At 57.8% G+C, this 19655-nt stretch carries 16 protein-coding genes and 2 pseudogenes; 10 read left to right on the forward strand and 8 right to left on the reverse strand.

Annotated elements, in window-relative coordinates:
- Positions 1-24: 24 nt before the first annotated feature.
- Positions 25-807, forward strand: a complete 783-nt coding sequence (locus FFM53_RS29315) for an SOS response-associated peptidase (protein WP_138390511.1) — start codon at positions 25-27, stop codon at positions 805-807.
- A 554-nt stretch (positions 808-1361) separates the two neighbouring features.
- On the opposite strand, the gene FFM53_RS29320 is transcribed toward FFM53_RS29315, so the two are convergent.
- Together FFM53_RS29320 and FFM53_RS29325 are read right to left on the reverse strand one after the other, a co-directional pair.
- Positions 1362-2234 (reverse strand): NmrA family NAD(P)-binding protein, encoded by an 873-nt coding sequence (locus tag FFM53_RS29320; protein WP_138390510.1) that lies wholly within the window; start codon positions 2232-2234, stop codon positions 1362-1364.
- Between the two features lie 45 nt (positions 2235-2279).
- Positions 2280-2702: a DoxX family protein gene (locus tag FFM53_RS29325; RefSeq protein ID WP_138390509.1), complete on the reverse strand. Its 423-nt coding sequence runs from the start codon at positions 2700-2702 to the stop codon at positions 2280-2282.
- Positions 2703-2820: 118 nt separating this feature from the next.
- On the opposite strand from FFM53_RS29325, the gene FFM53_RS29330 reads away from it, so the two are divergent.
- Positions 2821-3726: a LysR family transcriptional regulator gene (locus FFM53_RS29330; protein ID WP_138390508.1), complete on the forward strand. Its 906-nt coding sequence runs from the start codon at positions 2821-2823 to the stop codon at positions 3724-3726.
- A 396-nt stretch (positions 3727-4122) separates the two neighbouring features.
- On the opposite strand, the gene FFM53_RS29335 is transcribed toward FFM53_RS29330, so the two are convergent.
- Positions 4123-4677 carry a hypothetical protein gene (locus FFM53_RS29335; RefSeq protein ID WP_246413266.1) on the reverse strand — a complete coding sequence of 185 codons (555 nt, stop codon included), beginning with the start codon at positions 4675-4677 and terminating at the stop codon, positions 4123-4125.
- A gap of 101 nt (positions 4678-4778) precedes the next feature.
- Positions 4779-7112 carry an SEC-C metal-binding domain-containing protein gene (locus FFM53_RS29340; protein WP_138390507.1) on the reverse strand — a complete coding sequence of 778 codons (2334 nt, stop codon included), beginning with the start codon at positions 7110-7112 and terminating at the stop codon, positions 4779-4781.
- Between the two features lie 142 nt (positions 7113-7254).
- Here FFM53_RS29340 and FFM53_RS29345 point away from each other — a divergent pair, with 142 nt between their 5' ends.
- From FFM53_RS29345 to FFM53_RS29370, 6 genes and pseudogenes are all read left to right on the forward strand, one after another.
- On the forward strand, positions 7255-8820 hold the full coding sequence (locus FFM53_RS29345) for a DUF5677 domain-containing protein (protein WP_138390506.1): 1566 nt from the start codon (positions 7255-7257) through the stop codon (positions 8818-8820).
- 477 nt (positions 8821-9297) lie between these two features.
- Positions 9298-9552 (forward strand): annotated as a pseudogene (locus tag FFM53_RS37090) (IS66 family transposase); the annotation flags it as partial.
- 190 nt (positions 9553-9742) lie between these two features.
- Positions 9743-10603, forward strand: a complete 861-nt coding sequence (locus FFM53_RS29355) for a tyrosine-type recombinase/integrase (protein WP_138390505.1) — start codon at positions 9743-9745, stop codon at positions 10601-10603.
- A 12-nt stretch (positions 10604-10615) separates the two neighbouring features.
- Positions 10616-11794: an IS91 family transposase gene (locus tag FFM53_RS29360; RefSeq protein ID WP_138390504.1), complete on the forward strand. Its 1179-nt coding sequence runs from the start codon at positions 10616-10618 to the stop codon at positions 11792-11794.
- A gap of 381 nt (positions 11795-12175) precedes the next feature.
- Positions 12176-13876, forward strand: a complete 1701-nt coding sequence (locus FFM53_RS29365) for an IS66 family transposase (RefSeq protein WP_138390503.1) — start codon at positions 12176-12178, stop codon at positions 13874-13876.
- Positions 13877-14381: 505 nt separating this feature from the next.
- Entirely contained in the window at positions 14382-15290 is a 909-nt protein-coding gene (locus tag FFM53_RS29370) for a nucleotidyltransferase and HEPN domain-containing protein (protein WP_138390502.1), read from the forward strand.
- A 267-nt stretch (positions 15291-15557) separates the two neighbouring features.
- Here the strand turns inward: FFM53_RS29370 and FFM53_RS29375 are convergent, their stop codons facing one another.
- Positions 15558-16586, reverse strand: a complete 1029-nt coding sequence (locus FFM53_RS29375; protein WP_138390501.1) for an extracellular catalytic domain type 1 short-chain-length polyhydroxyalkanoate depolymerase — start codon at positions 16584-16586, stop codon at positions 15558-15560.
- A 430-nt stretch (positions 16587-17016) separates the two neighbouring features.
- Between FFM53_RS29375 and FFM53_RS29380 the strand changes: the two are divergent.
- Together FFM53_RS29380 and FFM53_RS29385 are read left to right on the forward strand one after the other, a co-directional pair.
- A pseudogene (locus FFM53_RS29380) lies at positions 17017-17253 on the forward strand (AI-2E family transporter); the annotation flags it as partial.
- Positions 17254-17378: 125 nt separating this feature from the next.
- Positions 17379-18242 carry a transglutaminase family protein gene (locus FFM53_RS29385; RefSeq protein ID WP_138390500.1) on the forward strand — a complete coding sequence of 288 codons (864 nt, stop codon included), beginning with the start codon at positions 17379-17381 and terminating at the stop codon, positions 18240-18242.
- Positions 18243-18274: 32 nt separating this feature from the next.
- On the opposite strand, the gene FFM53_RS29390 is transcribed toward FFM53_RS29385, so the two are convergent.
- The 3 genes from FFM53_RS29390 to FFM53_RS29400 form a co-directional block, all read right to left on the reverse strand.
- Entirely contained in the window at positions 18275-18430 is a 156-nt protein-coding gene (locus tag FFM53_RS29390; protein ID WP_173883680.1) for a hypothetical protein, read from the reverse strand.
- A gap of 246 nt (positions 18431-18676) precedes the next feature.
- Complete coding sequence (locus FFM53_RS29395; RefSeq protein WP_138390499.1) at positions 18677-19081, reverse strand: host attachment family protein; 405 nt, start codon at positions 19079-19081, stop codon at positions 18677-18679.
- A 231-nt stretch (positions 19082-19312) separates the two neighbouring features.
- Positions 19313-19651: a hypothetical protein gene (locus tag FFM53_RS29400; RefSeq protein WP_138390498.1), complete on the reverse strand. Its 339-nt coding sequence runs from the start codon at positions 19649-19651 to the stop codon at positions 19313-19315.
- Between the last annotated feature and the right edge of the window lie 4 nt (positions 19652-19655).

A 19655-nucleotide genomic window follows, 5' to 3' on the forward strand; every position in this document is an offset into this window, starting at 1 on the left:
AGCTCGGCGGAGTAGATATCTAGCATGTGCAACCTTTATCGCATGGAAGACAAAGACTGGGTCGCGAAGTGGGCCCAGGACGCTGAAAGCCTCATCAACCTTATGCCGGCCTACCAGATGAACCCCGATCAGATGGGGCCGATCGTCCGCAACACCGCGGACGGGAAGAAGCAACTGGTCCATGCGCGCTGGGGACTGCCCTCGCCGCGCTTCGCGCTCGAGAAGGCCGCCAAAGCCAAGGCCGAGAAACTTGCGGCCAAGGGCAAGCCTTTCGATCTCGAAGAACTGATCCGTATGGAGGCCGACCGCGGGACGACCAACGTGCGCAAGCTCAGTTTTCCGCACTGGAAACGATGGTTTGGCGTCGAAAACAGATGCCTCGTTCCGGTCACCAGTTTCGCGGAGCCGGATCCGGCCAGTCAGCAGGACGGCGGCAACGTGCCGAACGCCTGGTTCGCCCGTGACGCAACCAAGCCGCTGATGTTCTTTGCCGGCCTCCATGTGCCGCAATGGCAGAGTGTCCGAAAAGTCAGGGACGGCCTGACGACCGATGATCTCTATGGTTTCCTGACGACGGATGCGAATGACCTTGTGAAGCCGATCCACGACAAGGCCATGCCCGTCCTATTGCTGACGAAGGAAGAGACTGACATCTGGATGCAGGCGCCCTGGGAAGAGGCCAAGGAACTGGCCCAGCCGTTACCCAATGACGCCCTCATCATTTCGTCCCGCGATCCGTATGGATCCACGATCGTCTCGAAATCCGGAGAGCCGGTGGAACAGGGCAATCTGCCCTTTGACGCCTAAACTCAGAGCTTGAATGGATCGAAAAACGAAAAAGCCTGCCGCGGGAGGAGGTGCGGCAGGCTTTTCCAAAGAATTGAACAACGGCTGGGAGGAGGAGTGCCGCTGTTCCGTCAGGCGCCCTTTCGGGAGGAGGAAACGGGCGCCTGAAACACGAAGCTCTGCGGGAGGAGGTGCATTGCTTCGTTGATCTGAACGATACCAGAGGCTGTCCCGACCGCCAGCGCTTATATCGCAGTCCAGCCGTGCATTTGCTGCAATGCAATATAGAGCTGTGCTGAATTTTCGAATTCGATCACCTTAACCGAAGCCGAAAGCCGTCCCAAAGAAATGATTGGGCGAGGGTTCCAGGTGGAATTTGGGGCCGAGAGCAGTCGGGCCGCTATGAAATGAGAGATGCGGATAGCGGACTTTTGCTAAGCAGTCCGCTATTCAGAGATTTAGGAGATTGGGCGGGAGTAGACGGGGCCCGTGTCGATTTGAACTTCTAAGTGCTTCCCGCACGCGTGCGACACAGAAGCGGATAGTCTCCGTCTCATGCCTGATCCGTCGCCGACTTACGCCTTGGCGGCGTTCTGTGCAGCCGCGAATACATCGCGTGCGGACGTCGTACCCGCTACATGCTCCGTACCCTCGACGCCGAGGTCCATCCATCCTGCATTCACGGCCTCGTACATTTCTTCGGCAGGTCCGCTGTGGCCCTTCGGGATGCCGAATTGCTCTAACGCTTCCGCCCACCCTGCACGCGGGATTGCAAAGGCTTTCACGTCGAGATTCAGGACTTCGCCCAATTGCTCCGCGACTTCATCCGCAGTGACCATCGAACCAATCTCGACGATGCGCTGCCCTGACCACGCTGGCCCGGTCAAAACGGTTGCGACCTCCGCGCCGATGTCGTTCGTCGCGACCATGGTCGATTTCCGGTTTGTCGGATTGTAGAAGACCGGTAGCGTTCCGCCCTGCGCGACCTGCAAGCCGAAAAGAAAATTTTCGAAGAATCCGCCTGCGCGCACAAATGCGATTGGCGATATCAGGTCGCGAAAACCTTGCTCCAGAAGCGACAAGGCAGTGATCACCCCGTGCCCGCTGGTTCTGTTCGCGCCCATCGACGAAAGCGCAACCACTTGCGGCGGCGCTGCCTTGGTGAGCGCCTCGACGTAATTTGCAATCACGCTCTTTGCTTCTTTGTAATCGGGCGACGGCGCCCAGACAGGGGGCAACATGACGAACGCGCCTTCGACGCCTTTGAGCGCTCGCTCAATGGCTGCCGAATCATTCCAATCGCCGTCAACCAGTTCCACGCCCTGGTTCGCCCATTTAACCGCCTTCTCGCGGTCGCGGACCAGCGCGCGCACGTTCTTGCCTTGCGCTAGCAAATGCCTTGCCGTCGCGCCGCCCACGTTTCCCGTGATTCCCATTACTAAAAACATGCGTTTTCTCCTGATGTTGAGGGACAGAGCAGTGCCCCAGTTGGTTCAATGGATGAGCGGCAGAATGGCCCGGATACGGGGATCACGCAGATAGAGGCCGCCCCAAGTCATCGCGCCCAGAAGCAGCGAAATGATTTCCGGCGGCGACCCCAACTCACCGATGCGGACATGGGCGCAGATCGCGCCTCCCAAAAAACCCGTCACCAGGATCGCGCCGAGGACGGCGGTGGCCGGGATCGCGTAGAGGATGGCGCAGGCGAGGATAATCGGACCCACGACATGGGTCAGATCCATCGCGAACCCGGTTTCCTGCAACATGCTCGCGATCTGTGCCGGCGCGAAAAGCTGAATAGTCCCGTCTGCCACCAGAGCGATAACGACAAACCCGCTCATTATCCGGCCGGCCCATAGGGTGCGATGCAAGGTCATAGTTTCAGGCAACTGATGCAGATTCATAGTTTTGGACACCTGTCGTTCTCCGATGGGATCATCTGATTTAGAAGGCTACTGTGTCTCTTGGATATGATAAACACTCAGGAACAGAACCCACTGTTCTCTCTGAGGCGAACAATACCGAGGCACGAAAATGCAGAACCTCGAACCCATCCTGATTTTCATAACGGTCGCGGAAATGGGGAGCTTCACCCGCGCAGCCGATAGCCTGGGCATCCAAAAGGGCAGGGCCTCAACGGCCATCCGGAAGCTGGAAGAGGATATCGGTGTCAGGCTCCTGCATCGGACGACGCGCAGCGTGCAGTTGACGGAGGACGGACGCGCGTTTCGTGCCCGAGCCCGCGATCTACTTGCTGAAGTCGATGACCTACACTCGATGTTCGCAGGCGATCGCGTGGCACTTCGCGGGCGTTTACGGGTCGATCTTCCGACCGAGGTGGCGCGCACGACGATCGTGCCGGCCTTGCCGGATTTCATGGCGGCTCACCCCGAGTTGGAGCTGGAGGTGTCGAGTACGGATCGGCAAGTCGACCTGGTTCAAGAGGGGTTCGACTGTGTATTGCGGCTTGGATCCATCCGGGACGAAACGCTGATTGCCCGCCCACTGGGCCTGTTGCGCATGGCCAACGCTGCCAGTCCCGCCTATCTGGCGCGCTATGGCGTCCCTCGATCGCTCGAAGATCTGCAGCGCCAGGGGCATCGGACAATTCACTTTTCGACGATACTGGGCGCAAGGCCCCATGGATGGGAATATCCGGACGGCGACAGCTACGCAACGCTTCAGTTGCCAGGTGCGCTACACGTCAACAGCGCGCAAACCTACGACGCCGCTGCTCTTGCCGGCCTTGGCCTGATTCAGGCCCCAGTCTTGGGAATTGGCCAATACTTTGAGAGTGGGGCGCTTGTGGAGGTCATGCGCGATGCTCGTCGCCGGGCGATTCCGGTGTCCCTCGTCGTAGCACATCGGAGCAATCTATCGCGCCGAGTCCGCGTATTCATGAAATGGATCGAAGATGTGCTGACACCGTATCTGGAATAGATGGCCGCTTTCGGGCGAGCCACTTGCCCGAGAACGGCTGGCAGGGGGCGCGAAGCCGACGTTCAGTCAGCTGAATTTCTATTTCCGATTCTGCGGCATTTGCGAAAGTGAGCGATGCTCGCCTTGACGGGATTCGAACCAACTACCCTGCTGTTTCGCAGGGCGTAACGTCTCAAAAGCACCAGAACGGACATTGGCCACAAATACTAAGTCCGATTTTCGGCGGATAGAAGACTGGCGGTTCATTGAGCGTGGAACGCGCTGAGCGCGCAGTATCGGGCAAAGTGCGATCTTCGTCGCCCTTTCGGCGAAGGCTGCATCGGGCGAGGAAGCTTCCATGCCGAAATAGTGGGCGCGCGACCAAAGCAGGTCCGATCCGAGATGCGTTCAGGATGGTCAAAGCGGCTTCATCGGCTCGATGCGATATCTTTTCTCGAACTCACGAAGAACCATTTCGAGCGTCGCCTCGAAAGCACTTTGATCAAACATCATCGTTTTATTCGCCTCATGAAGATAACGCCAGTCGATGAAGGCATCCTTGTGCTGATACAGAATGTGACGGATGCCATAGTCGATGAAAAAACCGCTCGGATGATGCGGGACGACGGACCTTTTAAACTCGATGTCGAGTTTCTCTTGGCTTTCCGGCTTTAGGCTTTCAAACAACTTCATCAGGTTGTGCGATTTGGCAACTTTAGGATCGTCGTAGTCGAAAACGAACCATGCCTTCAGTGCCAACTCCATGGAAAGCGCCAAAAGCATAGGTTCGACGCCGATGTGGTTGCTTTGTCTCAGGTCTTCATGCTCTCCGAATCCCCGGTCTGGAAAGCTCCGAGTCTTTCTAAGTATAGCCCTAGCAGCGTCTCCGATTCTAATGGCCGTCGATAGGCGCGCACTCATTAGAGGTCCACTGAGTTGATGTAGACTGGCCTTGCAGTAGAACTGAGACATTGAAAGGGTGTTTCCCTGGGGCCGGTCGACGCGGCGATCCGATATCTAGAAATGCTCAAATCTTTCCGCCCGAGATCGGTTCGCTGAACTGCGGTTGGCGGCTAGCGACCATGACACTTCTTGTATTTCAAACCACTGCCGCACGAACATGGGTCGTTGCGCCGCTGCTTATTGCTCCTAATCGAGCTGATACCATTCTTCGAGTGATCAAAGGACACGGTGCGTCCGCGCTGCGTCATTCGCGCAGCGTCTTCGTAAATCTCCATATTCTCTATCGTACGCTTCGTGGGCATGCGGACGGCAAAAGATCGAGCGCTGCGGTAAAAGCCATCGACTCCAACCTCTGCCACCACGCAAGTGATGTCGGTCGACTTGATCGACAATGCTGCTGCGCTGGCCTTCTCGTTCACCTTCGCCCAATCAATTGGGTGAGCGCTGTTATTCAACCAAACGAAGAGTGGCGCGCCATCGCCACCCTGCAGGAAGTAGCGAGTGGGAAAACGGGCCAGAGTTTGACGAAGATCCGACAGCATTTTGGCCAAATTCTTCCGGCCTTGATCGTCGAAATTTCGAATATGGCTATCGACCGATAGCCAGCCGGATGCTCGAGTGGCGTCAAGCGCCTGCAGCAGTCTCAGCACCTCCTCCGGAAAGCTCTGTGCCGGAAGCGGCCCGTCTTCCCAGTTTTCTCCTGCAAAGGCGGTGTCGACAATCTCGCTCATGCCATCCCAGACGACCATGTTTGACTTCCCGTCTTTCAGCTGGTTGGCAATGGTCAGGTCGAAACGGTTCGTCTTCAGGTAGGCGCCCAGGTGGTCGAACTCGTCGAAGAGGTGAGCCCGGCGGGTCCCTGCCACCGCTTGCCTAACCTCCACATAATGGGCGAACGCGCCGGGTGTCGGCAGGAGCCGTTTAAGCACGAACAGATCGTCAATCGAAAGTGAAACAAAAGCATGCTTTCCGAGCAGCGGCTCAATCTGCGGGAGTTCCTTGCAATAGGCCGAAAACGGCGAAAACGATTCTACGGTCAGCCCGATCGGCACCATCACCCGATAGTTAGAGCGGCTAACCCGAGCACATTCCTGGTATTTTCCGTCGATACGATTGAAGAGCGGCACTTCATCAGCCGAAGCGAGGTAGCCGAAGAAGCGTTCACACTGCTTATAAGCCTTAATAACCAAGTCCTGGACGGCCTGGGCGTGGCGGCCGAAATCAAGCGCCGGCGACGCAATCGTTGCAGCAGCTCCCGCTTTGGCTTCAACCAGGAAAAGCACGTCATCGATCAGGATGAGAGTATCGTTCTCCGACCACTGCCTGCTGACGGGGTCCTTATAATAGACCTCCTGAAAAATCGCGGCGCCGGGAAGTTGGGCCGAGAGGATATCGGCAAAGGCCGCTTCGCTCATCGTCTTTTGCCGATCTTCAAACGTTCTCTTGTAGCCCGGCTTCCGCTGCAGAAGGTTGTAGAGAAGTGCCCGATAGCCTGCGTCGCGGGCAAAGCACGGGTCAATTGCATAATAGTCCGAGCCGAGTTGGATCAGAGGCTTCTTCCGGGCAGGCAGCGTTCGGTAAGGCGTTCCAGAAAAGTCGCCAAGTGCAAAGAATTCGGTTTCCTCTCCGCGCCGGTAGGCCAGGTCCTCCAATAGGATCGATGGCAAATTCGTGTGACGACTGACGTTGGCGATGCCACCTCGAAACATGTCATCCATTGCCCGTCCAGCGGCCTTCGATTCCTCCGCATTGGCGGTAACCCACTCGTCCATAACGTCTTCCAGGGCCGCGCCCCGCGCGGCCGCGAAGGCCTGTGCTGCTTCAAACTGCATCATCATTTCCGACATTGCATCCGAGTGCCCGGTACGCGTCGCATTGGCCATCGCCTGGAAACCTTCCGCGATTTCAGCGGCGCCTACACCGTAGACCTCAATCAGAACATCGTCATGGGCAGCCAGAACGTAACGATAGAACTCTTCTTCCAAGACCTGGTAGCGGTTCCCGCGCAACATAACCCAGGTGGATTTCGCGCGGAATTCGATGTCCGACGTATCGGGACCAAAAACGCCATTTTTAATATCGGCGGATGTGGTGATGGCGAATACCATGGACAGTCCGCGCAGTTTGCGGCTGAGTTCAAAAAGTTCAGCGCATGAAGCTTCGTCGAAAGTCGCATTCGGAGGTTCCGGATCTGTCGCGAGAGCGGCGTGAACGTATTCCAGTAGGAACTGATTTTCATTGATGAGGTCATCGGTGCCGTCGGCGTTGGACTGCCCTGAAACAGCGCCTTGTATGGCAATCGCTTTCATCATGTATTGCGCATAGATGAAGCCCAGCAAATCATGAGGAGGCACGGCAACGATCAGCGCACGCATTCGGGCCGCGGTCTTTTCCATTTCCTTCAACAAGGAAGCCGCAGCTTCCTTTCGCTTTTGCTCGTCCATAACGTCCGACACCTAGCCTCGATGGGTTCGCGTTTCTGCAAAATGCACACTAGCCTTGCCGCGGCAAATTTCTAGCTGCGGTGGTGCATCATGCCGTGTATAAGTTGCATTTGTTGCGAATCTGAGGGTGGAGTGAACAGCGTTGACCAACGACACACGTAAGCCAGTGCTGGATGATCATGTCGCAGTCAGGCGTAAGCTCATTCCGCCGTTTTTGCATAAACTAGGTGGCAAATTTTCCCAATATTCATGGACCCGTCAGCTTGTGCCAGAGGCGCTTTGGATTGGATTGCTGATTGACAATTGTGGCTACAAGTCGGCCCGGGACCACGCTCAGGCTCTGGGCAAGGCCGCATTTTCGGCGAGAAACAAGTTCGACTGTCCCCCGTTCGTGAAGTTCAGCACATTCGCGGAACTTTCAGATTCTCAGAAGCAGGCGACGATATCTTCACTCAAACAGGCCAGTCTGGCAGCTATCCGGCATTCTATGGCGCCGCTCGCTGCTGTGATACCTGATCACCCTTTGGCGTTCTTGGGTAAGGTAGACGCAAGCCCCGAACAGAATGCGCGTTTTCCTGAATTGCTCCGCGAATTTTATGATCGCAACAGTCGAGCGGCGGTACACTCGACGGCGATCGGTTATGGTCTCGGGCTCGACCAGGAAAAAATTCACGTTGCTGCTCACCTCATCGAGGACCTTATCGCGAAGTTCAAAGTTATCGAGGATTACCCAGAAACAGAAGAATCGCGCCGAGCCGCGGGGGCATTTCGAGCAGCTGCGCCGACACTCTTCATGGGCGTCAACGTTGACGAGGCCCAATTCGAGACAGATGCACCTTGGGTCGAATCATTTTGGGAGCATATTGCCGGCTTCGGACCTTGTTTGATTTCGGACACACTCCAAGACGAAACGACTGATAGCGCGGATGCCCTTAAGCTTTTCATCTTCGACTACCGCAATGCCGTACGAGCCGATCTCCGAGCCAGACTGGCCGCCTGGCCGCTCGATTTAAACGAGATCGAGGTCTTCGAGGTGGTCACCGCTCTTCTTTGTAGGCAGGCGACTCTGACGATGGAAATAGCATCGTCCCCTGGCACCTGGACGCCGCACTTGGCGCCTATTTTCTTACGCGCGATTGCTGACGTCTTCATCAATCTCGCCTGGATTCTAAAGGACCCTCGTCCACGCGCCCGTATGTACGTCGAGGATGGGCAAGGAGCCATCAAGTTACAGATCGCCCACCAGAAGCGAGCTATTGAGGCCGCGACTGACGCCAACGAAGCCGATCAGCTCCGCAGCATGATCGAGTTGTGGGGCGGGTGGCTCTCAGCACAGCGCATTGAGGCTCTTGTCGAGGTCAACCTGGGCAGTTGGTCGGGCCTCAACACGCGAAAGATGGCTGACGAGGCGGGCTTTCTCGATTTTTACAATTACGTCTATCAGCCGTTCAGCAGCGCTGTGCATTCTAACTGGGCGCACGTGAGCATGTTCAATACCGTCCACTGCCAGAATCCTGCCCATCGGTGGCATCGCGCCGCTGCGATTGCGCCGGCACCGATTGATCCCAGTTGGCTTTACTTGGCGTCGAAGTATCTGAGTAAAACACTCGCACATTTCGACGATGTGTACGGCCTCGATTTGCCCCATGCAGCATTTGACCTGGTGGCAAGTCAACTGGCAGAGACGGTGGAGGAAACCGAAAGCTGAAATCTGGACAAAGCTTCAAGGCACTTCTCGCGCCATTTATGCACGCTTGTTGGTATCAGACTGACCGCCGGGGACTGACGGACCGTTGGAGACGAAAGTGGACCAGTACAGATCAGACTTCTCGGAACAGCAATGGAGAACGAATTGACCTCGAAAAGCTGCGCGAGCGTTCGATCGCGAAGCTCACCGACGACGACGCACTCAATCACGTCGGGGCGTTGATCGATGCGTCTCAGGACGCAGGCTTCTCGCGGGGTGTGGATCGAGCGATCTATCTTCTGGACGAACAAAGCGTATTGGACGCTAAGCACTCAGCGGTCGTCGAATATTTCCGCGCGAACGCATGGAGTGCGAAAGAAGAGATTGCTAGGAGAACGCGGATCCTGGGCCTGGGAGCACCCGGAGCGGGAACAGCAGATCCTCGCGTTGCCCCGCGCTGCAGCACATCCCGGTTTCGTCGAACTCGATGTTATCCGCCTCGAGTATCCCGGCATCCCGCTCAACACCAATGCCTCCGAAAACGCCTTACGGACGTTTGTCACGAAGCGGAAGATCTCTGGTGGCACAATGAGCCAGGATGGCCGTGATGCGCGCGATGTCATGCTCGGCCTGATGAAGACCTGCCAAAAGCTCGGCCTGTCGTTCTTGCACTTTCTCGGCGATCGGCTGGGGATCAATGACGAAGATCATGCTGTTGCACCCCTCGCCTCGATGATTGCAGCACGCGCCTGAACGCTCTCGGCCCTTTGAGCACCCTGGCATGGCCACCAAATCAGCCCCGTAGCAGTAACTGGAGCAGATCTGGTGGCACGGGGGATTGAACGAAGCCGCTAGCGCGGCAATTGGGGCATCTGATTTGCATGGAGTGCCCCTGTTTTGAAGGATTGAGCTGTTTGGCCCAACCTTTAAGCAGGAGAGTACCATGAGTGAGATGAGCCCGCTGCGGCGTCGGATGATCGAGGACATGACGATCCGCAATCTGTCGCCTGCGACGCAGCGATCATATCTGCATGCAGTGACGAAGTTCTCGCGCTATTTTGGGCGTTCGCCTGACCGGCTAGGGCTGGAGGATGTTCGCGCCTTTCAGGTGCATCTGGTGTCATCGGGCCTCTCATGGCCGGCGTTGAACCAGACGGTTTGTGCGCTTCGGTTCTTCTTCGGCGTCACGCTTGGGCATGCAGAGATACCGGAGCGCATCGCCTATGCCCGAACACCATCCAAGCTGCCGACGATATTGAACGGCGATGAGATCGTGCGGTTTCTGGAAGCGGTCCCGAGCCTGAAGACCCGAACCGCACTGACGACGGCGTATGCGGCAGGATTGCGCGCCACCGAGACGGTCAGTCTCAAGGTCAGCAATATCGACGGCGAACGCGGCGTCATCCGCATCGAGCATGGCAAAGGCGGCAAGGATCGCAATGTGATGCTGTCGGCGCAGTTGCTGCATATCCTGCGGGTCTATTGGAAGCTGGCGCGGCCGCAGGTCCGGTTGTTTCCGGGACGCGATGAGAGCAAGCCCATCGATGTCCAGGTTCTGCATTCCGCCTGCCGCTCGGCGCGGATTGCCGCCGGTATCGACAAGCGGATATCGGTGCATACGCTGCGGCACAGCTTTGCCACCCATCTTCTGGAGAGCGGCACCGACATTCGCATCATCCAGGTTCTGCTCGGCCACAACAATCTGTCGACCACGGCACACTATACGAAAGTGTCCAACACGCTCATCCGTGCCACGACCAGTCCGCTCGACCGGCTGACGCTGGAGGTGGTGCCGCCAGGCTGAGGCTATCCCGCCATGGTGGCGGGATTGGAGGTGGCGGACATCTTTCGCCGCCACGGGGAAGACTATCGCCAATCGCATGACACGCATCTCGGGCGGGTGGAGCGCCGGGTGATGAGCGCTGTCGAGATGTGTCGGACCGCCCGGCTGGGCGGCCATGTCCAGCAATGCCAGGATTGTGAGGCGCTCCGCATCGCTTACAATTCCTGCCGCAACCGGCATTGCCCGAAGTGTCAGGGACAGGCCAGCCGCGATTGGCTTGCCGCCCGGCAGGCTGACCTCTTACCCGTCGGCTATTTCCACGTCGTCTTCACCGTGCCGGAAGCGATCGCCGCGATAGCCTTCCAGAACAAGCAGACGGTCTATGCTATCCTGTTTCGCGCCGTCGCCGAGACACTCCGCAGACTTGCCGCTGACCCCAGACATCTGGGTGCTGAACTCGGCTTCATCGCCGTGCTGCATTCCTGGGGGCAGAACCTCCATTATCACCCACACATCCACTGCATCGTGCCGGGTGGCGGATTGTCGTTCGATCAAACCCGCTGGGTGGCTTGTCGGAAGAACTTCTTCCTGCCGGTGCGAGTGCTGTCGCGCCTGTTCCGGCGACTGTTCCTCGAGCATCTGAAGCAGGCTCATGACGAAGGCCAGCTTCAGTTCTTCGGCGGCATCGCGAGCCTAGCCGATCCAGCCGCATTCACTCGCATGGTCAAAGAAGTGCGGCGCGTCAATTGGGTCGTCTATGCCAAACCACCCTTTGCCGGCCCCCGACAGGTGTTGGCCTATCTCGGCCGCTATACCCATCGTATCGCCATCTCCAATTCCCGCCTCGTCAGCATGGAGGGTGATCAAGTCACTTTCCGCTGGAGGGATTATCGAACGAGTGGCAGGCAGAAGCTGATGACGCTCGATGCCCACGAGTTCATTCGTCGCTTCCTGCTGCATACGGTTCCGGACGGCTTCCATCGCATCCGTCACTTTGGCTTGCTTGCCAACGGACATCGGCAGCAGAAGCTGGAGGCATGCCGCAATCTCCTCAATGTCCCGCAACCGGAAGAGCCGGTCGAAGACCTGGATACGGTCGAGGCCCCACCGTTTGCACACCGCTGTCCCTGTTGCGGCGGAAGGATGAACATCCTCGGCATCTGGAGGCCGCGTCAACCAGCTTGTCGGCCAGCATGGAACGATAGCTCATGACCAGGCACGGCATCACTCCAACGATCACCGTCGGCAGATCGAAGGGCCGCGAGCGGATTGCTTTGGCCAAGCATGCCCGCGCGACACAAATCGCAGCAACACCCAAGCTTCGTTCGGCGCAGACCAACCAGAAACGCCGCCAGAGACATCTCAATTGGCGACGAGAACCTTCTTCCCAGACACTCTCCCAACCCCGCCTGGGCGCACCCCTGTCAAACGCCATCCAGCGCTACGGCTAAATCCCCATAGTGCCAAACAACCCGCACCTTCGTTCAATCCGGCTTCAATGAGGTCCGGTCAGCGAATGCTGCATCCAAAGCGGCCGGACCTCACAGAACCCTCCAGATTCCGATTTTTTGTGAATCATGATTCACTTCCTTTATGACGAAGCGCCGCCTCCCCATGGTCGAGCATGCCGATACGCTGTCGCTGAAGGCGCTGCGGGAATTGGTGACGGGACTTGTGGCGCGGGCCGATCGGGCAGAAATCCGGATTGAGGCGCTTGAGGCTGACAACCGAAAGCTTCGAGAAGAAAACGATCAGCTGAGGATCGAGAACACCCGGCTGAAGGTCGACAACCAGCTTCTGCGCGACGAGATTGCGCGGCTTAAAAACCTGCCGCCACGCCCACCGTTCAGGCCATCGGGCATGGAGCAGGCAACGAGCGACAAGGCGGTTGCCGGCAGCCGAAAGCCTGCGCGGCGTCGCGGGCCGAAGGGCGACACGGGGAGCGCCACGCGCCAAGAGGTGCTGCCTGCCAGAGCCCCACCTGGATCGCGGTTTAAAGGCTACAAGGATTGCGTGGTCCGGGATCTGGTTGTGCGGACCGACGTGGTGCGGTATCGCCGCGAATGCTGGGTGACACCGGAAGGACGCACGATCATTGCGCCGCTGCCAGCAGGGATAAAGGGCGGCTACGGCGCCAGTCTGCGTCGCTTCTGCCTGATGCTTCATAGCCATGGGCAGGTCACAACGCAGCGATTGACGACCTTGCTGAACGATGTCGGTGTCGAAATTACAGCGTCATCGCTAGCGATGATCGCGACCAAACGCCAGGTCATCCGGTTTTTGACAGAGCGGCTGGATGGCTTTCATGCAGAGGATGCCGCCGTGCTGCATGCCGGCCTGGTCTCGGCTCCCTTTGTCACGGTCGACGATACAGGTGCCCGCCATGCCAATCGCAATTTCCATACGACACAGATCGGAGGCGAACAGTTCACCGCCTTCCGCACGACGCCGTCGAAGTCGCGGCTGAACTTTCTGGCCCTGCTGCGCGGCAACTATCAGGACTATGTTCTCAACGATGCCGCCTTCACCTTTCTGGAAACCCGTCAGGTGGACCCCGCCCTTCTGGCGCGGTTGAAGACATGTGAACCGCGGCGGTTTGCCAATCAGGTTCCGTTTCTCGAGTATCTGGCCGCCAATGGTATCGACATCTTCGACAAGGACATAATCCGCCCGTTTGCCGAGGCCGGCATCTGGGGCGCCATCCGCCATCACGGTCTGGTCGGCAATGCGGTGATCGTATCCGACGATGCCGGACAATTCCGCGTCGGCACCCATGCGCTGTGCTGGGTCCACGCCGAGCGGTTGCTGCACAAGTTGATGCCGGCGACGCCCGGCCAAGTGAAACACGTCGAAACCCTGCGCGAGCTTGTCTGGCACTTTTACAAGACCCTGAAAGCCTATCAGCGAAGACCTGATCCCCGTGCAGCCCGGGGCCTTCAGGCTCGGTTCGATCGGATCTTTTCGCTGCGCACCGGTTATGGCGACCTCGACAAACTGCTGTTTCGACTGGGTCGCCGCAAGGCCGAACTGCTGCGGGTTCTGGAGCGGCCTGAAACCCCGCTCCATACCAATGCGTCGGAAAGAGATCTGCGCGGACTTGTCATCAAGCGAAAGATTTCCGGCGGCACGGTCAGTCGCAACGGTCGGCAGGCGCGTGACAGCATGCTCGGCCTGATGAAGACCTGCCAAAAGCTCGGCCTTTCGTTCTGGCACTATCTCGGCGATCGGCTGGGGATCAATGACGAAGATCATGCTGTTGCACCCCTCGCCTCGATGGTTGCAGCACGCGCCTGAACACTCTCGGCCCTTCGAGCACCCTGCTTCTGCGTCATACATGCTGATTGTCTCGGCATCGCCACCAAATCAGCCCCGCTTACCCTCGGCCGGCAGATCTGGATGGCAATGCCCGAATCTTAATACACTGAATTCATGGTGAACACACCATTAACCAGAAGCGATATCGCCTCTAACTTCCGTCATGCATGCGGACTTCTTGCAAAGGTAATAACCATCGATAAGTACTGGTTATCGATGTTGAGACGATCACGCTCTGAGCAAATCCCGTTTAGAGGCGCCAGACCATTTCTCTTTTCAGCGTTACCTCTAGCAAATGCGTCGGGTGGCGGGTCTTCCTTCCCGTTCCTACTGAGTGCGAGGCCTGCCTAGGAACCGGCATTCACGGTCATCTTCGATCAACACGATTCTCGAAAGAAGGTGATCTCAGATGTGACTACGTCCTACAGTTTCCCTCTCAAAACTGCGAGTAGACGGTACGAGATCTTTCGCCTATCGATTGCTTATGAAATCGTCGCTTGAACATATGCCGCTCCGCAAGCAGCGAGAACTCGGACGGGTTCTCGAAATCCTCCACGAGGAATTCGAGGACGCGCTGAAGGAAGGCACGGCCGATTTCAAGAAGCGTGGCAGGATACTGAAGATCGTCCTGTTCGGCTCCTACGCCAAGGGTGGCTGGGTCGATGAACCGTTCACCATGAAGGGGTATCGCTCCGATTTCGATCTGCTGATCATCGTCAACAATCGCAAGCTCTGCGAGTTCGCCGAATACTGGCACAAGGCAGCCGACCGGCTGATCCACGAAGCCGCGATCGAAACGCCAGTGAGCTTCATCGTCCATTCCAGACGCGAGGTGAATACCTACCTCAAGGAGGGGCAGTATTTCTTCTCTGACATTCGCAAGGAAGGCATCGTTCTCTACGAACTGGACGATGAGCCGTTGGCTGAGCCCGAGCCCCTTTCGACCGAGGACCGGCTTCGCGTGGCGAAGGAGCATTTTGAAGAGCGGATCGAGGCTTCGACGGAATTTCTCGATCTGGCCGAACATGCACGTACTAGGGGCTACGGGAAACGAGCGGGGTTTCTTTTTCATCAGTCGCTGGAGCAAGCCTATTCCTGCATTCTCCTTACTCTCACCAATTACGGTCCACCATCGCACAACATCAAGTTTCTGCGCTCGCTCGCCGAGGAGCAGGACCGCCGGCTGGCCGAGGCCTTTCCACGTGATCAGCACCGGGAACGCGCGTGGTTCAACACATTGAACGAGGCATATGTGAAGGCGCGCTATTCAAAACATTACGAGATCAGCGAGGAGGCTCTCGCCTGGTTTGGCGAGAGGACAACCGTGCTGCTTGAATTGGTCCGGATGGTTTGCTCCGAGCATCTCGAAAGGCTGAAACACGTCAGCCACTAGCTAGTGGCGTGTGGCCTTTACGCCCGACTGAAGGGGCTACGATCGAGCCCAATGCGACGTCGACATGCGGCTGGAACCGGGGCACCACCTGGAACGTTTTGAGAACGCATTCAGGCGGCCGCTATGAGTGACAATCCGAAAACCAAGACATCGTCCAACACACAAAAGGACCCCGACGATTGGGCGTTGCCCGCACGGAATGGTGCAGGCGTAGAACCCATCGCTGACCGGAATTTGCCAGCTACGGCCGAACTTGCTGCGAGCTGATTATGTTCGAAGCCTCGACAAACCCCACAATCGCATCATCTCTGCTGGAGCCGAGATTTCTGCCGGGATCACGTAGGGGTCTCCAGATCGTAGCGCCGTGACGCTCTTGCGCTTCTTGATCGGAAGCCCGTGGCCCATGTTGCTGACCGAATAAAGGGCCACTTTCAGCTCGCTTGTGATTTTCCACGACTGCAGCCTGCCCCATGGTTTCTCCTCCAAACGGCCGCTGTTTTCTGCAATGCCTTGGACTTCGAGCCACTGAGCAACACACGCGAGCGCATTGACGGGCTTGACCACCCGGTCTTCCATGCCATGCCAGATGGTTATCGCAGGCCATGCCTTAGCCTCTGGCGAAATCTCAGCGATGGGCCTACCCCATCCGCCCGGCGGCGGCGTCGCACCTGACTTCATCGCGCGCAGGGCCGACATCGTATCGCGGGCAGATCCGAATGGCATCCCGGCTATGATCGCGGCGCCTGCAAACAATGCGGGATAGTTCGCGACAAGCGCGCCCGCCATCGCCCCGCCGGCGGACAGCCCCGCGACGAAGATCCTCGAACGGTCGATGCGATGTCGCTCGCATATGTGCTCGACCATCTGCTTGATTGAACGCACCTCTCCGCGGTCTCGAGCGACGGCGCTTGGTCGAAACCAGTTGAAGCAATTTTGCGAATTGTTTGCTCTCTTCTGCTGCGCATAAAGCAGAACGAAACCGCGCTCTTTCGCGAGCTTGGAGAACCCGGTCGCGACATCCAGGCTTTCGGGGGTCTGACCGCAGCCATGAAGCAGGACGACAAGCGCGGGGTTCTTCGGCAGCCGCGTCGTCGGAACGAAGGATTTCATCACCAGGCGGCCCGGATTGCTTCCAAACGCGGTTGTCTCGACCAAAATCGGTTTCGCCGGACGGGATGTGGAGGTTGTGCGTTTCGGTTTGGTTCGGGTCGCTTCGACAGCTTTCCCGATCAGCTTGCCGATTTTCTTTTGGACTCTGAAGGCCTTTACTAGCGATCTGCCGAAACTGAACTTCATACGTCAAGGTCCTCAACCTGCGATAGGAGCGTTCTCAGACCGGCTGCGCGGCGTGGCGCCCGCGTACTGTTCGGTTCGCGGCTCTCGACGTGTCCTTTGGAATGCCCCATCGGCGGCTGCGGCTGCCGGTCCAATGGAACCACGCGGGACCATTGTTGTTCCCTAGATCTTGGCTTTCCTGCCAGCGTCGCTAGAAGAAAGGAACTTGGTCGTCACTGAGACGCTGTTTTCATCAAGCCACCGCGTCTTCTTCTTCGCCACGATTTGCTTGGAGGGGGCGCTCGTGGCGCGGTAACTGCCGGCGTCGACGATAGTCAGCAGCGATTTGAAGGCCGCCGATCCGCAGTTCTCGAAAGCGATTTCGCGAATGAGACCTTCGCCGGAAGACGGTGCCCCCGGGGCTCGGGGCGTGCGTGATGAGCGAGATCGCGTCGGTGGCGTATTTGTCATAGGGCTAATCGACAATCTGCTGCGTCCGCCACTGGTGGTCCAGGGGACGCGGCTCCCCGACTATGTGGTGTTGATCTCAACGGTCGGCGGCATCTCCCTGTTCGGCATCAATGGCTTCGTCATTGGCCCCCTGATTGCAGCCTTGTTTATCGCGGCATGGTCGCTTTTCGCCGAACAGCAGAGCGCTGAGAGAGCAAAGTCCACGGATATAGAATGACAGTTCCACAGGTTCCCGGCACTTTAGGACGGGAGTGACAACGCGCAGGTGGTCGGAGAGCTCGCGAACCTGTGTGATAGATGTGGTGGCTCGGCTAATGCCGATGCCCTGATTCGAGAGCACTCATGTCGAAAATCCGTATCCACCATCGCACGATCTATCGCTACCGCTATGCGGTCAATCTCAGGCCTCACCGGCTGATGTTGAGGCCGCGCGAGAGCCCCGATCTCCGGCTGCTGTCGCATGAGGTCTCGATAACACCACAGGCCCAGGTCAGTTGGGCGATCGATGTATTCGGCAACGCCGTTGCCACCGCGGTTTTCAGCGACATGACCGATGTCCTGACCGTCGACAGCGTCGCCTTGGTCGACCTCACCGCCGCAGCATGGCCGGTCTTTGCTATTGCAGGCTCCGCGCTCACCTTTCCATTCCGCTATTCGGACGAGGAATGGACCGATCTCGGCGCGCTGACGGCTCGGCAGTATGCCGACCCGTCCCAGCAACTTCAGCGGTGGGCACAAGGATTTGTCGCAAGCAATTCGACAGACACGCTCTCGCTTCTGAAGGACATAAGCGCTGGGGTGTCTTCATCGATCTCCTATCAAAGCCGCGAGGCGGAAGGCACACAGACGCCAACCCAGACGTTGGATCGTGGTCGGGGATCGTGCCGCGACTTTGCAGTGCTGTTTGCCGAAGCCGTTCGAGCCCTAGGTTTTGGAGCGCGTATCGTGTCGGGATACCTGTCCAATCCTGATCAAATATTGCTCGGTTCGCAGGATCAGGGCTCGACCCATGCCTGGGTCGAGGTATTCGTTCCCGGCGGCGGATGGATCACGTTCGATCCGACCAACCGCAGCATGGGCGGGGCCAATCTCATCCCTGTCGCCGTCACCCGCGATATCGCGCAATCCGTGCCCGTCGCCGGCAGCTTCGTCGGTGCGTCCGATGCATTCATATTGATGGACGTGGAGGTCGAGGTGTCCGCGTGAGCTTCGCAGCAGCCCCACGAGGATTTAGTCGTCTAGCCATTCGCACGGAGCACGACCTTAACGAGACTGTCTTCCATCACCATGGGAACGGGAGCCTCGACCTCGAGGTAAAGCCGATCGATAGTGGCCGCCAGCGGTTCGCCGGTGGCGATCATCTCATGGATGAAATTCTGCAACGCGAGGATCATCGGTTCATTTCTATGGGAGGAAAACAGCTCAACAAGGTGGCCTTCAGATGAAGTTGCCTGCTGTCGATCCGAGCGAGAACCATCGGGCCGGCGGCTCGCTATGCAGGCGAGCGTTAAACACGATCCCTTACTAAATGCTTACTTTATCGGAACCGGAATCAAATTATCGCCGGGAGGTTGTATCGACGCCCCCAATTCTTTCTGAGTTCCGGCATCGTGTCGCGAATGTGCCGACGACAGATAGTTTCAAGCGGACTGCACGGCTTTCTCGACATCCTGGGCAGAGTGGCCCGTCAGATCCTTGGAGATTTCCAGAAGCAGTTTGGCGGAAAGGAACTTGTGATAATGCTTTCGCAGTTCGCCCAGTGAACGCGGCGCCGAAATGACCACGAGATTGACAATACCGCCCTCCAACACCTGCTTGTTGAGGTATTGAGCGACACCAGCGGAAAATCCGTCTTCCGACATCTGGCTTTCATCCGGGTTCGCCGAGGTGCTTCCGTGGCGACCACCCGAGCCTTTGGCTTCGTCGTCTATGGAAATGTCAGGCAGTGCGGTTAGACTGAGTTCGGAGCCAGTCCCGGTGTTGCGATAGAGGTCTAGTTTCTCACCGTCGGTCACGGCGACGACTGTACCTTGCGGAAGTATCATTGGATTTCCCATGAAGTTGGCTCGAGCCGCTTCACGAGGAATTTCGCGAACGACGAGAACGTCGCGTTTTCCGCGAAGAAGTACTAGAGACGGCGATTGTGGCTTTTCGACGCGAATTGGTTCTCCCGGCCAAGCACATCGCCACATCGCCCGCACCATATGCCGCAAACGCGGAGGTGCGCCCTTCCCGATCGTTAGCTTCCCGCCATATTTAGTGGGCACGCTGACGCGCTACTGGGCGGTGAAGAACGTCAGCAGAACCTTGCCCTTGTCGCCGAGCAAGCATACGAACCTGTCCGGCTTTCCGGTCTTTTCCTTCCGGGCGATGTAGGCCTCTCCAAGAATGACGGTCTTCACGGCAACATCCTCGACTTTCGTATCAGACTTGCTGATGGCGAGGCTTTCCATGTCCATGACAAGATCCGTGATCTCCGGTGAACGCTCCCGAAGGGCGAGAAGGCCTGTGTTCTTGCAGGCGTTGACTGCCGGATCCTCAGCTGCCTGGGCAGATGCGTTTTCTGTAAGGAGACCGACAAGGACGGCCGCAACGGCGAGTGCTACACTTTTCATGGTC

It is taken from the genome of Rhizobium indicum, assembly GCF_005862305.2.
Taxonomy (GTDB): Bacteria; Pseudomonadota; Alphaproteobacteria; order Rhizobiales; family Rhizobiaceae; genus Rhizobium; species Rhizobium indicum.

Coding starts and splice junctions, on each gene's coding strand:
- FFM53_RS29390 (WP_173883680.1), bottom strand. CDS start 18,430: ATGATCCTCGCGTTGCAGAATTTCATCCATGAGATGATCGCCACCGGC.
- FFM53_RS29400 (WP_138390498.1), bottom strand. CDS start 19,651: ATGAAAAGTGTAGCACTCGCCGTTGCGGCCGTCCTTGTCGGTCTCCTT.
- FFM53_RS29320 (WP_138390510.1), bottom strand. CDS start 2,234: ATGTTTTTAGTAATGGGAATCACGGGAAACGTGGGCGGCGCGACGGCA.
- FFM53_RS29360 (WP_138390504.1), top strand. CDS start 10,616: ATGGTGGCGGGATTGGAGGTGGCGGACATCTTTCGCCGCCACGGGGAA.
- FFM53_RS29335 (WP_246413266.1), bottom strand. CDS start 4,677: ATGTCTCAGTTCTACTGCAAGGCCAGTCTACATCAACTCAGTGGACCT.
- FFM53_RS29385 (WP_138390500.1), top strand. CDS start 17,379: ATGTCGAAAATCCGTATCCACCATCGCACGATCTATCGCTACCGCTAT.
- FFM53_RS29365 (WP_138390503.1), top strand. CDS start 12,176: ATGACGAAGCGCCGCCTCCCCATGGTCGAGCATGCCGATACGCTGTCG.
- FFM53_RS29340 (WP_138390507.1), bottom strand. CDS start 7,112: ATGGACGAGCAAAAGCGAAAGGAAGCTGCGGCTTCCTTGTTGAAGGAA.
- FFM53_RS29395 (WP_138390499.1), bottom strand. CDS start 19,081: ATGATACTTCCGCAAGGTACAGTCGTCGCCGTGACCGACGGTGAGAAA.
- FFM53_RS29330 (WP_138390508.1), top strand. CDS start 2,821: ATGCAGAACCTCGAACCCATCCTGATTTTCATAACGGTCGCGGAAATG.
- FFM53_RS29375 (WP_138390501.1), bottom strand. CDS start 16,586: ATGAAGTTCAGTTTCGGCAGATCGCTAGTAAAGGCCTTCAGAGTCCAA.
- FFM53_RS29370 (WP_138390502.1), top strand. CDS start 14,382: ATGAAATCGTCGCTTGAACATATGCCGCTCCGCAAGCAGCGAGAACTC.
- FFM53_RS29315 (WP_138390511.1), top strand. CDS start 25: ATGTGCAACCTTTATCGCATGGAAGACAAAGACTGGGTCGCGAAGTGG.
- FFM53_RS29355 (WP_138390505.1), top strand. CDS start 9,743: ATGAGTGAGATGAGCCCGCTGCGGCGTCGGATGATCGAGGACATGACG.